The sequence below is a fragment of the Shinella sp. GW821-FHT10F02 genome (genome assembly GCF_058809275.1).
On sequence record NZ_JBXASL010000008.1, the window covers coordinates 172,740 to 184,903 of the forward strand.

The window sequence follows — 12,164 nt, forward strand, 5'->3', positions numbered from 1 at the left end:
GGAAACACGATGGTCCAGGCAAAGCTTTCCCCCGATCTCATCGCCCGCTTCGCCGCCATCACCGGCCCGGCCTATGCGCTTGTCGAGGACCGGGATATCGCGCCCTATCTCGTTGAAAGCCGTGGGCTTTACCATGGCACGTCGCCGCTGGTGCTGCGGCCGGGCTCCGTCGCCGAGGTTTCCGCCATCCTGGCGCTCGCCACCGAGACGCGCACGGCGATCGTGCCGCAGGGCGGCAATACCGGCCATGTCGGCGGTGCCGCGCCGCGCGAGGGGGCGGCAGATGTCGTGCTGTCGCTGTCGCGGCTCAACCGCATCCGCGATGTCGACCCCGTCGGCAATGTCATCGTCGCCGATGGCGGCGCGGTGCTGGCGGAGATCCAGAAAGCGGCCGAGGCGGTCGACCGGCTGTTTCCGCTATCGCTCGGCTCGGAGGGTTCCTGCCAGATCGGCGGCAACCTTTCCACCAATGCCGGCGGCACCGCGGTGCTCGCCTATGGCAACATGCGCCAGCTCTGCCTCGGTTTGGAAGTCGTGCTGCCGACCGGCGAAATCTGGAACGGGCTGCGCCGCCTCAAGAAGGACAATACGGGTTACGACCTGCGCGATCTCTTCATCGGCGCGGAAGGCACGCTCGGCATCATCACGGGGGCGGTTCTCAAGCTCTTTCCGCGGCCGCTCGGCCATGAGGTCGCCTTTGCCGGGGTAAAATCCGTCGCGGACGCGCTCACGCTCTTCGAACGCGCCTCCAGCCGCTGCGGCCATGCCCTTACCGGCTTCGAGCTGATGCCGCGTCTCGGTGTTGAGTTCACCACGCGCCACATTCCCGGCGTGCGCGATCCGCTCGCCAGCCCGCACGACTGGTATGTGCTGGTCGACATCTCGACCTCGGATGCCGCGGAAACGGCGACGCGCATGATGGAGGCGCTGCTGGCCGAAGGCATCGAGGCGGGGCTAGTGGAGGATGCGGTGATCGCGTCGAGCGAGGAGCAGCGCCGGGCGCTCTGGCACATGCGCGAAAACATGTCGCCGGCGCAGAAGCCCGAGGGCGGCTCGATCAAGCACGACGTCTCCGTGCCGGTCTCGGCCATTCCGGCCTTCATGGCGGAAGCCGATGCGGCGGTGATGGCGGCCATTCCGGGCGCGCGCATCTGCTCCTTCGGCCATATGGGCGACGGTAACATCCACTACAACATCTCGCAGCCGGTCGGCGCTGACAAGCAGGCGTTCCTCGACCGCTGGAGCGAGATCAACCACCTCGTGCACGGCATCGTGCTTTCCTACAACGGCTCGATTTCCGCCGAACACGGCATCGGCCAATTGAAGCGGGACGAACTGGCCGCGGTGCGCGAGCCCATCGAGATGGACCTGATGCGAAGGGTGAAGCGGTCCTTCGACCCCGCCGGCATCATGAATCCCGGCAAGGTCGTCAGGGTTTAGGAACCGCCGGTGCGCAGTTGCGCCAGCGACATCATTAGGTCGGCGCTGATGCCGGCGGAGCCGGTGCCGTTCAGCACGGAGAGCGCCGGATCGACGGTGGTCTGGTTGTCCAGGTCGTAGAGCACGGCGAACTTGACGATCATCTTGGAGACCTTTTCCGGGTCCTGCAGGTCCTCAAGCTCCAGATAGCGCTCGATCATGCTGGCCTGGGCGTCGATATCGGCACTGCCGATCTCGTCCGGCAGCTGGTAGATCGTCTTGAAGACCTCGAACAGCGCGTCGTCGGCGAGCAGGTCGTAGGGGCTTGAGATGGTTTCCGCCTTGCGCTCGAAATAGAGCGCCAGGCGCACGCCGGCATTGTCGTTGCCGGCCTCCTCTTCCAGTTTCTGGCGCACATAGCTGTCGAGCGTCTCATAGATGCCGCGGCGCGACTGGATCTGCGCGTCGTCCGGGCGCTCGACCAGGCCCTCGGCATTGAAGTTGAACGAGGCGACGAGCTTGCGGTAGTCGCGATCCGCCTGCTGGTTGACGAAGCTCTTGGGGTCGTCGAGGTCGGAGGTGAAGATCTTTGCCATGAACTCGGCGTCGACGCTTTCCGGATCGATGCCGTTGGCCGTCAGCACGAAGGCGACCAGGCGCGGATCAGCGAGGAATTCCTTGACCGATTCCACCTTCTGCATCTGCACGGAGTAATATTTCGCCTCTTCCTCGGCGAGCGTGCGGTCGTCCTCCGTTCCGAAACGGGATTTCTCCACCACATAGGCGCGCGACATCACAAGGATCTCGGCCTCGGATTGTGCCAGCTTCGGCACGGTGATGTTGCCGTCCGACCCGAAATTGAACGCCTTGGCAAGTTCGACGTAGCGCTCGTCCTTCAGCTGGTACACATAGCTCCTCGGATCGTTGAGGTCGCTTTTCAACACGTTCTTGATCGTCAGCGGCGTCACCTTGGCCGGATCGAGGCCGAAGGCTTTCAACGCGAAGTCGTAGATCGTCGCCTCGCCGACGAAATCCTGCACGGTCTTGACCGCGCCGATCTGGCTCTTGAAGCGGTTGACCGCAAGCTCGTCCGCCTCGTCGTCGACGTCGTTGTAGCGGATCATGTAGTTGTTGGCAGTCGTGGTTGTCTGCGCGGTCGTCTGCGGCGTGTCGCCGGGCGCAAGCGTGCCGTCCAGCTGGAAGTTGAACGCGGCGCGCAGCGCCTTGTACTGCTCCTTGCTGGAACCGCCGAACAGGTTGATGTAGCTCGTCGGATTGTTCGGGTCCGGATCGCTCTCGATGATGTTGCGGATCGTCAGGTTGGTGACGGCGGGCTTGTCGAGCCCGAAGGCGACCTTGAGATAGGAGACCAGGCGCGGGTCGTTGGCAATCTCGTCGGCCGTGGTGATGCTGCCGATCCGGCTTTCGAAATAGTCCCGGTGGATCAACGCCGCCGCCGTCGTCACGCGCGGATTGGAGAGCGTGTAAAGCTCCTTCGTGCTGGTCTTCTGGCTGTCGGTCTGCACCGTGCCGGCGACCGCCGTGCCATCCGTTTCGAAATTATAGGCCAAGGCGAGCACCTGGTACTTGTCGACATTGGCAAGCACGCCGTTCTGGCTGGCGATCTCCGCCTTCAGCGCGGCGATGCGCGCGGCAGCCTGCGAGCGCGGAACGAGCACCGCATCGAGATCGGCGACGGCAACCTGCTTGTCCGCAAGCTCCGTCTGGTATTCCGCGCGCCGGGTCTGGAAGAGCGTGATCTCCGCCCGTTTGCCGTCGATGATTTCCTCCAGCTCCGCAGCCGGCAGGCCGTTCGGATTGGTGGAGAGCGTGGCGATCTCGGCTTCGAGCGCGGTGATGCGCGTCTGCATGGCGGGAATGTCGGTTTGCAGCTTGGTGATACGCTTCAGGTGGCTCTCGCGCAGTTCCAGCGGCTCCAGCGCGTCGCTCGCCGCCTGGCGGGCCGCCAGGGCATCCGCCGCCCGGCCGCCGAACTGGGTGTTGAAGAAGCTGTTCGGGTCGTCGAGATCGCTCGTCAGCACGTTGCGGATCGTCTGGCGCGAATAGGTATCCGCATTGATGCCGAAGGCCGTCAGCATGTAGTTGCGCAAGCGGTCGTTGTTCAGCAGCTGGTCGACGCTCGTCACGCCGTCGATGACGGCATCGTAATAACGCGTCTCTTCCTTGATCGCCGTGCCGGCATTGGCGGCGGTCGAGGAATAGAGGCCGATGATCTCGTCGAGCTGCACTTCGGTCTGCGCCGTGGCGGCCGTCGAGGCCTCGAAGCTGAAGGCATTGGCGAAGGTGCGGTAGCGTTCGTCGGTCAGCAAGTTGACGAAGCTGTTGGCGTCGGAAAGGTCGCTTTCCAGCACCTTGCGCATGAAGGCCTTGGCGTAGGTCATCTCCTCCAGGCCGTGGGCTTTCATGGCATAGGAATAGAGCCGGTAGTCGTCGAGGAACTCGTCGACCGAGGTGACCTTGCCGATCGCCTCCTTGTAATAGGCGGTGTCGCGCGCATTGGTCGTTTCGTTGGCGGTGCGGTCCAGCGACGTCAGCATGTCGCGCGTGATGAGGTTGTAACTCGTATAGGTGGACAGCATCGAAAGCTCTCTTTTCCGGGCGCGGGCAGGCCGATCAGATGCCACTTTCGCGCGCGAGGCTTGTCCCGGCCTGTCGGGGGCGTGGCACAGATTGGCCGGCCCGCGTTCACCTCTCCTAAACCCTGCGCCGTGGAGTTTTGCTAACCATCAGGAACTGCAAAGTTTTCTTAACCGCAATTTTTAAGCGGCTCGGAAGGGGCCGCGCCTATTCTCGCCCTCAGAGGACGAAAAGTCCCGATGAGAAGACCGGACACCGGCTCTCAAGGAAAACAAGGGCGAAAGACATGCTGAATACCGTTTCCAAGCCGGCCTGGGCCGGCACCACGCTCCGGCTCGACCCCAAGCGCTTCCCGCAGCAGGTGACATTCGAGCTGCGCGCCGAGGGAACCAATGCCACGATCACGCTCGACGAACGCGGCGCGGTGCTGCGCAAGGTGCTGCCGTCGAGCGGCCTGCCGCTCTCGATAGCCCTGCCGCCCCGCGCCTTCAAGGGCGTGGCCGCCCGCGCCATCGACCACGGCAACGGCCAGGTCACCGTGACCCTCGAACTGCACCACGACGACCCGGACCTCTGCATCCCGCTGCTCGTGGCGCACGATCTCTGCGATATCGCCGCCGACTGGCGTAGCTGGGCCGAGGCCTATCGCATTCCCATGCTGATGGTCGAGGCCGACGGCATTGCCCGGCCGCTCGACGACAACCTGACGGTCGGCAGCCGCCCGGCAAAACCGCGCCGCCGCCACTCCTTCTTCGCCGACCGCCGCCCGCGCTTCCTCGTGCGCCGCACGACCGGCAAACTCGGCGTGCAGATGAAGATCAACGGCCGGGAGATCACCGCCCGCAGTTGAGCCTGCAATGAAAGAATGACCTCCGAGAAGCCGGCCGTCCCCTGCGGCCAGCTTTTTCGTGTGCCTGTTCCCCTGTTCCCTCAGGAACACTTTTCACGCCGCCATCGTGGGAAACAGCTTCCAACAGACCGGCCCAGACCGGCACCGCGAAGCAAGGGACAGATCGCCATGGCAAAGTTCATCACCACCCTCCTCGGCCGCATCCGCACCGTCGAGAGCGCCACCACCGAGCGCGCCCGCCCGCCCCGCCGCGGCTTCGAGATCGCCCCGCACCCCTCCACGCTCCGCCGCCTGGAAGATCGTCCGCAGACGGGCGCACGGGCGCCGCGGCACCGCTAAAGCAATTCCAGCAAAAGTGCGTAGCGGTTTTGCGTCCGGAATTGCGCTCTATAGCTCAGGCAAACAGGATCGCGATCGTCAGGGCCAGGAAGAGGCAGAGGCCGACGATGCCGTTGAACTTGAAGAGTGCGAGGCACTGTTCGGGGTCGTCGATGTCGAGGGTGGCGATCTGCCAGGCGAGCATAAGGGCGGCGATGGCGAGGCCGAGCCAGGCGACGAGGCCGATGCCGGCGAACCAGAAGGACAGCGCGACCAGCACGACGGTCAGGCCGTAGAGGCCGATCAGCCATTGCGCCGTGCGCTCGCCGAACAAGCGGGCGGTGGAGCGCACGCCGATCAGCGCATCGTCTTCCTTGTCCTGGTGGGCGTAGATCGTGTCGTAGCCGATCGTCCAGGCGATGGCGGCGATGTAGAGCGCGACCGAGGCGCTCGACACTTCCGCGAATTCCGCCGCCCAGCCCATCAGCGCCCCCCAGGAGAAGGCCATGCCGAGGAAGAATTGCGGCCAGTCGGTAAAGCGCTTGGCAAACGGATAGATTGCGACGATGGCGAGCGAGGCGACGCCGAGCAGGATCGTGAAAAGATTGAACTGCAGGAGCACGACGAGGCCGACGAGGGCCTGCAGGCCCATGAAGATCTTCGCCTGACGGCGCGTGACGCGGCCGGACGGCAGCGGGCGCGAGCGGGTGCGGGCGACGGCCTGGTCGATCTCGTGGTCGACGAGATCGTTATAGGTGCAGCCGGCGCCGCGCATCGCGACGGCACCGACGAAAAACAGGAAGAGATGCGTGAGGAAGCGCACCGTGTCGAAGGTGCCGATCGCGGCTGAGACATTGGCCGCTAAAGCCGTCGACCAGAGGCAGGGCAGAAGCAGGAGCTGCCAGCCGATCGGCCGGTCCCAGCGCGCGAGCTGCGCATAGGGCCAGGCGCCGCGCGGCAATACGCGGTAGACCCAGTTTCTGGACGGCGCATCGGCGACGCGGCCGGAATCGGACGGAGAGCTGATCATGTCCCTAGATCGCAAGCGGCACCGCGCCGGTCAAGCCGGCGCGGTGCCGCAGCGCTCAAGGCACAGTAAAATCGAAGCGGTAGGTGGCCGAAAGACCGATCAGCAGCTGGTCGCGGTCGCCGCGCTGCTTGACGAGGCTAGACTTGGCCGCGTCGCCGACGAGGCGCTTGTATTCGGCAAAGGCGCTCGTCTCGATCTTCTCGTTGACCTGCCAGGTGATCGCCGCGCCTGCGCCGACGGAATGGATGCCGCCGTCCGGATCGTAGGCGGCAAGGCCGGATTTGGCGACCTGATTGCGGTTCACGCCGTAATAGGTGTCCATATAGTCGTTCGAGGCGAGCGTTACGCGGGGACCCGCGGAAATGCGCACGTCCGGCCGCACATCGACGAAGGCGTCCGCCGCGATATCTGCGACGATGCCGTCATGGCTGCGGATGCCGTGGCGCACTTCGCCGCGCACGCGCAGCCAGTCGGTCGGGTAGGCTTCGGCGAAGCCGCCGAGTTCGCCGCCGAACTTCACCGGCGTCAGGCCGCGCAGATCCTTCGAATCGTCGTCGTCACGCGGCATGATGAGCTTGCCGGTGGCGCCGGCACGAAAACCGCCATTGTCGATCAGCGCGAAGGACGGGTTGTCGTTGCGCGAGGAGAAGCGCACCGTGCTGCCGGCCTTGCCGAGCGAGATCATCGGGGTGACCTGGAACAGGTATTTTTTCGCGCCCTCGTAGCGCGGCGCGGCAAAGCCGGCGGCGCCGACCTTCAGATACCAATCCCCGGACCAGAAATAACCGCCTTCGCCGGCAAGGGCGGAAACAGGCGCAAAAAGGAGAGCGGCCGCAGTCATTGCGGTCGAAACACGGATACTCAAAACACAATCCTCGCTTCACCGGCAGGCCCGCCGCGGGCCGCCGAAACCTCTGATTGCGTCAACATTAGCCCCCTTTCATTACCGTTTCGCTAACCATCCGCCGGGTCGGCCCATAGGAACGATTCGCCCAAGTCTGCGTTTTCTGCGAGACGAAACAAGGAGTTTTCCCGATGACCGTCAGCACGATGGAACTGAAGCTGCAGGCAATCCGCTCCGACGAGGGGCTCTCGCGCAAGGAGAAGATCGCCCAGCTGGAAAAGCTGCGCACAGAGGCCCGCGCCCTGCAACGCGCCGCCAGCGAAAGCGCGATGGTGGAGGATGACGGCTGGTACGAGGACGTACACCTGATCGACACCGAGCTCGAAAATCTCGGCCGGGGCACGCCGGAAAAGGGCGCGGCGACGCTCTGACGCCGCGCAACCCTTGACCTTTCAGCCCCATCCCCTTAACCCGCCAACAACCAAGGACGGATCGAGGGTATGGGCATGAAGGTTCTGTTGATCGGATCGGGCGGACGCGAGCACGCGCTGGCCTGGAAGCTGGCGCAATCCCCCCTCCTCACCACGCTCTATGCCGCCCCCGGCAATCCCGGCATCGCCGAATGCGCGACGCTCGTCTCCCTCGACATCGACGACCATGCCGCCGTCTCCGCCTTCTGCAAGGAAAACGGCGTGACCTTCGTCGTGGTCGGGCCGGAAGCGCCGCTCGTTGCGGGCATTGCCGATGCGCTTCGCGCTGACGGCATCGATGTCTTCGGTCCCTCGGCCGCCGCGGCGCAGCTTGAAGGCTCCAAGGGTTTCACCAAGGATCTTTGCGCCAAATACGACATCCCGACCGGCGCCTATCAGCGCTTCACCGATGCCGCCGCTGCCAAGGCCTATGTCGAGGCTGAGGGCGCGCCGATCGTCATCAAGGCCGACGGGCTTGCCGCCGGCAAGGGCGTGACGGTCGCCATGACGCTCGACGAGGCGCTGGCCGCCGTTGCCGATTGTTTCGACGGCGCCTTTGGTGCAGCCGGCGCGGAAGTCGTGGTGGAAGCCTTCCTCGATGGCGAGGAGGCGAGCTTCTTTTGCCTCTGCGACGGCGTGAACGCGCTGCCGCTCGCCTCCGCCCAGGACCACAAGCGTGTCGGCGATGGAGATACCGGCCCCAACACCGGCGGCATGGGCGCCTATTCGCCGGCCCCCGTCATGACGCCCGACATGGTCGCGCGCACCATGCAGGAGATCATCGAGCCGACGATCCGCGGCATGGCGGCGGATGGCCATGCGTTCCAGGGCGTGCTCTTCGCCGGGCTGATGATCACCGCCAAAGGCCCCGAGCTTATCGAATACAATGTGCGGTTCGGCGATCCGGAATGCCAGGTGCTGATGATGAGGCTCGAAAGCGACCTGCTGCCCATCCTGCATGCCGCCGCGACCGGCCGGCTCGACACGGTTTCCGCCGCTTGGCGGGACGCTCCGGCGCTCACCGTCGTGATGGCCTCAAAGGGGTATCCCGGCGCCTACGAGAAGAACACGCCGATCCGCTCGCTGCCGGCCGATGACGCTGCCACGAAAGTGTTTCATGCCGGCACAGGCCTGAAGGACGGCCAGCTCGTCGCGACCGGCGGACGCGTGCTCAATGTCACGGCCGTCGCACCGACCGTCGCCAAGGCGCAAAAGGCGGCTTACCAGGCGCTCGACCGGGTGGAATGGGAAAACGGCTTCTGTCGCCGCGACATCGGCTGGCGCGCTGTCGAGCGCGAAAACGGCTGATCCAAGCCCATAAAAAACGCGTGGTCGTTCAAAGTTTACCATTTCCCCTGACGGGACCGTAACCGGCGGGCGCTATTCTCCTCTCAACCCTGAGGGAGAACCGTTTCATGCGTACCCTGCTGCCGACCCTTGCCCTGATGCTTCTCGCCGCCCCGGCCTTTGCGGGTTCGATCGAACCGCTCGCCAGCGCCACCGCCGACGGCACCAGCGTCGCGACGATCCGCTGCGAGGATTGCCCGGCGCTGAAGCCGAAGGCCAAATCCGCCACCTACCATGTCGATGCCATCGAGCCCGGCACGCAGAAGGTGGAGATCCGCGAGCAGAACGGCGAACGCAAGATGTTCCGCACGGAAGCCTGGATGGGCGGCTCGCCCGTGCTCTTCGTGAGCAAGGCCCCGGCCGAGACTGTGCAGGCCGCCGACGCCGAAACGCCGATGGACGAGAAGGCGACAGCAACGGAAACCGTCGATGCCGGCGCCAAGACCGGCGCGCTCGACGGCACCGCCGCCCGCGACGCGGCGACGGCCTCGATGGCGACTTCACGGGAGTTTGATCCGGCAGGGTTTGAACTTCGCCTCAACTGACCGCATACTGCGGACCCCTGCCTCTCAGTCCCTCCAGGCTGACAGGAATCCGCGAAAGCGGACGTTTTGCGCCCCTGACCTCAAGCGGGGGCGCAATCGTGTCGGCCGGCCTCTCCCAAATCGCTGACGAGCCGATCGACCTCACGGTCGGAATAGACGGCGATGCCGTTGCGGCGCAAAAGCGCTGCCGTCACCCCCTGCCCCGCGTGCCTGATACCTGAAAAGCTGCCGTCATAGACGAAGCCGGAACCGCAGGACGGGCTGCCGTCGATCAGCAATGCATGCCGGCAGCCGTTTTCCCGCGCGACATCGAGCGCGATGCGCGCGCCGTCAATATAGGCCGCCGAAACATCCCCGCCGGAAACCTCAAGCACACGCGCCCGCCCTTCGAGCACGTCCTCGCCATTGAGACCCGCTTCGATCTCCGCCGGCGGACGCGGCACCTGGAAGCCGCCGGCAAGCTCCGGACAGAGCGTCACCAGCCGCCCCTCCGACCGCCAGCGATCGACGGCGTCATGCAGGAGCGGTTTCGCCGAGCCGTTGTAACGGACCGGCAGGCCGGCAAGGCAGGCGCTGATGAGGATTTTGCCCGGCATCAGCACCCTTCCCTTATCCCGTTATCTTGGAGAAATCCGCCACCGTGCCCGTTGCCGCGCGAATGGCGGCGAGGAGTGCCAGACGGTTGGCGCGGATGGCCGGGTCCTCGTCGTTGACGAGCACGTCGGTGAAGAACTGGTCGACCGGCGCGCGCAGCGCCGAGAGCGCTTCCATGGCGGAGCGGAAATCTTCGCGGGCGACGGCGGCGGCCGCCTCCTTCGAGGCGGTTTCCACGGCGGCGTAGAGCGCCTTTTCGGCGTCGAGCTTCAGCAGGTCCACCGAGACCGCGCCTTCAACGACGGTGCCCTTCTTTTCTTCGGCGGCGAGCAGCTGCGTCGCGCGCTTGGTGCCGGCGAGCAGGTTCTGGCCGTCTTCCGAGGTGATGAATGCCGTCAGCGCCTCGACGCGACGCGCGACCATCAGCAGATCGTCGGCCTCCGGCGTCAGCACAGCGTCGATCAGGTCGTGGCGCGCGCCGAGATCGCGGAGGTAGACCTTGAGGCGATCGTGGAAGAAGGCGATGAGGTCCGCGTCCTTTGCGACCGATGCCAGCGGCAGGCGGATGTTCTTTTCGAGCAGCATGCGGATGACGCCGAGGGCGGCGCGGCGCAGCGCATAGGGGTCCTTTGAGCCGGTCGGCTTCTCGTCGATCGCCCAGAAGCCGGTCAGCGTATCGAGCTTGTCGGCAAGCGCCACGGTCACGCCGATCTTGTCGCCCGGCAGGCGGTCGGAGGGGCCGTTCGGCTTCCAGTGATCCTCGATCGCCTCGGCGACCGCGGCGTCCTCGTCCTGGAGGACTGCATATTTGCGCCCCATGATGCCCTGGAGCTCGGGGAATTCGCCGACGGCTTCTGTGCGCAGGTCGGCTTTCGCGAGCACCACGGCGCGGTCGACGAGCACCGGGTCAGCGCCCGTTACCTTGGCGAGTTCGCCGGCGAGCTTGCGGATGCGTTCAACGCGCGCACCCTGCGTGCCGAGCTTGGCATGGAAGGTGACGTTCAGCGCGTCGAGCTTCGCCATGCGCTGGTCGAGCGGCTTTGCGAGATCGAGACCGAACTTTTCGGCCGATGCCTTCAGCGTGTCGAGATCGGGCAGGTCGCGCTGGTCGCGCTGCCAGAAATGTTTTGCGTCCGACAGGCGGGCGCGCACGACCTTGCCGTTGCCGTGCACGATCTCCTTGCCGCCGTCCTTCGCCTCAATGTTGGAGACGAGGATGAAGTGGTTGGAGAGGGTGTCGGCGCCCGGCTTGCGGGTGACGAAACATTTCTGGTTGGTCTTGATGGTGAGGCGGATGATTTCCGACGGGATCGCCAGGAATTCCTCCTCGAACGTGCCCATCAGCACCTGCGGCCATTCGACGAGGCCGGACACTTCTTCCAAGAGGCCCTCGTCCTCGACCAGTTCAAGGCCGTTGGCAAAGGCGATGTTGTTGGCGTCCGTCGCGATGATCTGCTTGCGGCGCTCGGCATCGAGCACGACCTTGGCCTTTTCGAGATTGGCGGAATAGTCCTCGAAGCGGCGCACGGTGATCGCCTCCGGCGCATGGAAGCGGTGGCCGTAGGTAACGTTGCCGGCCACGAGCCCGTCGACCTCGAAGGGCACGACGCGCGTCTCCTCCGTCTCCGAGCCGAAGGTGCAGACGATCGATTGCAGCGGGCGCACCCAGCGCAGCGCGCCGGGCCTTGCCGAGGCGGCACCGGAGCGCATCGACTTCGGCCAGGGGAAATTGCGGATGATGCCCGGCATCACCTCGGCGATGATCTCATCGGCCGGCCGGCCCGGCTTGACCGTGTGCGCGACGTAGAAATCGCCCTTCTTGGGATCGCTGTGCACATGGGCCTCAGCGACCGAGGCAAGGCCCGCCTTGCGCAGAAAGCCCTGGATCGCCTGCTCGGGCGCCGAGGTCGCCGGACCCTTGATATCCTCGCGCACATCGCTGGAGCGGGCATTGAGGCCGCGAATATCCAGCGTCAGGCGCCGCGGCGTCCAGTATTCGCGCGCACCCTCATAGGTCAGGCCCGCCTCCACCAGCGCATCCGTGACGAGTTTCTTCAGATCACCCGCCGCCTTGCGCTGCATGCGGGCGGGGATTTCCTCGGAGCGGAGTTCAAGCAGAAGATCGGGCATAAGGGTCACTGACTGGTGG

The 12,164-nt window shown here is 65.2% G+C and carries 11 protein-coding genes; 6 read left to right on the plus strand and 5 right to left on the minus strand.

Annotation, left to right across the window (positions count from 1 at the left end; all coding sequences use genetic code 11):
* Window positions 1-9 precede the first annotated feature (9 nt).
* On the plus strand, window positions 10-1,440 hold the full coding sequence (locus tag AC1RWL_RS24280; RefSeq protein ID WP_493095746.1) for an FAD-binding oxidoreductase: 1,431 nt from the start codon (window positions 10-12) through the stop codon (window positions 1,438-1,440).
* On the opposite strand, the gene AC1RWL_RS24285 is transcribed toward AC1RWL_RS24280, so the two are convergent.
* Window positions 1,437-4,019 (minus strand): DUF1217 domain-containing protein, encoded by a 2,583-nt coding sequence (locus AC1RWL_RS24285; RefSeq protein ID WP_493095747.1) that lies wholly within the window; start codon window positions 4,017-4,019, stop codon window positions 1,437-1,439. The two genes, AC1RWL_RS24280 and AC1RWL_RS24285, sit on opposite strands and share 4 nt — an antisense overlap.
* Window positions 4,020-4,303: 284 nt before the next feature.
* Here AC1RWL_RS24285 and AC1RWL_RS24290 point away from each other — a divergent pair, with 284 nt between their 5' ends.
* Window positions 4,304-4,867 carry a DUF6101 family protein gene (locus tag AC1RWL_RS24290; RefSeq protein WP_256118560.1) on the plus strand — a complete coding sequence of 188 codons (564 nt, stop codon included), beginning with the start codon at window positions 4,304-4,306 and terminating at the stop codon, window positions 4,865-4,867.
* Window positions 4,868-5,035: 168 nt separating this feature from the next.
* Window positions 5,036-5,206: a hypothetical protein gene (locus AC1RWL_RS24295; protein ID WP_493095748.1), complete on the plus strand. Its 171-nt coding sequence runs from the start codon at window positions 5,036-5,038 to the stop codon at window positions 5,204-5,206.
* A 55-nt stretch (window positions 5,207-5,261) separates the two neighbouring features.
* On the opposite strand, the gene ubiA is transcribed toward AC1RWL_RS24295, so the two are convergent.
* A complete protein-coding gene (ubiA, locus tag AC1RWL_RS24300; protein WP_493095749.1) occupies window positions 5,262-6,215 on the minus strand; it encodes a 4-hydroxybenzoate octaprenyltransferase in 954 nt (317 codons plus the stop codon).
* A gap of 55 nt (window positions 6,216-6,270) precedes the next feature.
* Window positions 6,271-7,056, minus strand: coding sequence for a MipA/OmpV family protein (locus AC1RWL_RS24305; protein ID WP_493095911.1), 786 nt, complete (start codon window positions 7,054-7,056; stop codon window positions 6,271-6,273).
* A 194-nt stretch (window positions 7,057-7,250) separates the two neighbouring features.
* On the opposite strand from AC1RWL_RS24305, the gene AC1RWL_RS24310 reads away from it, so the two are divergent.
* From AC1RWL_RS24310 to AC1RWL_RS24320, 3 genes are all read left to right on the plus strand, one after another.
* Window positions 7,251-7,490, plus strand: coding sequence for a hypothetical protein (locus tag AC1RWL_RS24310; RefSeq protein ID WP_256118557.1), 240 nt, complete (start codon window positions 7,251-7,253; stop codon window positions 7,488-7,490).
* A 75-nt stretch (window positions 7,491-7,565) separates the two neighbouring features.
* Window positions 7,566-8,837 (plus strand): phosphoribosylamine--glycine ligase, encoded by a 1,272-nt coding sequence (gene purD, locus AC1RWL_RS24315; RefSeq protein WP_493095750.1) that lies wholly within the window; start codon window positions 7,566-7,568, stop codon window positions 8,835-8,837.
* A 107-nt stretch (window positions 8,838-8,944) separates the two neighbouring features.
* The gene (locus AC1RWL_RS24320) at window positions 8,945-9,421 is read left to right on the plus strand and encodes a plant virulence effector HPE1-like domain-containing protein (RefSeq protein WP_493095751.1); all 477 of its coding nucleotides are present in this window, start codon (window positions 8,945-8,947) and stop codon (window positions 9,419-9,421) included.
* A gap of 80 nt (window positions 9,422-9,501) precedes the next feature.
* On the opposite strand, the gene AC1RWL_RS24325 is transcribed toward AC1RWL_RS24320, so the two are convergent.
* Window positions 9,502-10,017: a 2-thiouracil desulfurase family protein gene (locus AC1RWL_RS24325; RefSeq protein ID WP_493095752.1), complete on the minus strand. Its 516-nt coding sequence runs from the start codon at window positions 10,015-10,017 to the stop codon at window positions 9,502-9,504.
* A gap of 13 nt (window positions 10,018-10,030) precedes the next feature.
* Window positions 10,031-12,145 (minus strand): glycine--tRNA ligase subunit beta, encoded by a 2,115-nt coding sequence (glyS, locus tag AC1RWL_RS24330; RefSeq protein ID WP_493095753.1) that lies wholly within the window; start codon window positions 12,143-12,145, stop codon window positions 10,031-10,033.
* Between the last annotated feature and the right edge of the window lie 19 nt (window positions 12,146-12,164).

Excerpts from the sequence above, each read along its gene's own strand:
- purD (WP_493095750.1), top strand. The coding sequence starts at position 7,566 with ATGAAGGTTCTGTTGATCGGATCGGGCGGACGCGAGCACGCGCTGGCC.
- AC1RWL_RS24325 (WP_493095752.1), bottom strand. The coding sequence starts at position 10,017 with ATGCCGGGCAAAATCCTCATCAGCGCCTGCCTTGCCGGCCTGCCGGTC.
- ubiA (WP_493095749.1), bottom strand. The coding sequence starts at position 6,215 with ATGATCAGCTCTCCGTCCGATTCCGGCCGCGTCGCCGATGCGCCGTCC.
- AC1RWL_RS24310 (WP_256118557.1), top strand. The coding sequence starts at position 7,251 with ATGACCGTCAGCACGATGGAACTGAAGCTGCAGGCAATCCGCTCCGAC.
- AC1RWL_RS24305 (WP_493095911.1), bottom strand. The coding sequence starts at position 7,056 with ATGACTGCGGCCGCTCTCCTTTTTGCGCCTGTTTCCGCCCTTGCCGGC.
- glyS (WP_493095753.1), bottom strand. The coding sequence starts at position 12,145 with ATGCCCGATCTTCTGCTTGAACTCCGCTCCGAGGAAATCCCCGCCCGC.
- AC1RWL_RS24290 (WP_256118560.1), top strand. The coding sequence starts at position 4,304 with ATGCTGAATACCGTTTCCAAGCCGGCCTGGGCCGGCACCACGCTCCGG.
- AC1RWL_RS24320 (WP_493095751.1), top strand. The coding sequence starts at position 8,945 with ATGCGTACCCTGCTGCCGACCCTTGCCCTGATGCTTCTCGCCGCCCCG.
- AC1RWL_RS24285 (WP_493095747.1), bottom strand. The coding sequence starts at position 4,019 with ATGCTGTCCACCTATACGAGTTACAACCTCATCACGCGCGACATGCTG.
- AC1RWL_RS24295 (WP_493095748.1), top strand. The coding sequence starts at position 5,036 with ATGGCAAAGTTCATCACCACCCTCCTCGGCCGCATCCGCACCGTCGAG.
- AC1RWL_RS24280 (WP_493095746.1), top strand. The coding sequence starts at position 10 with ATGGTCCAGGCAAAGCTTTCCCCCGATCTCATCGCCCGCTTCGCCGCC.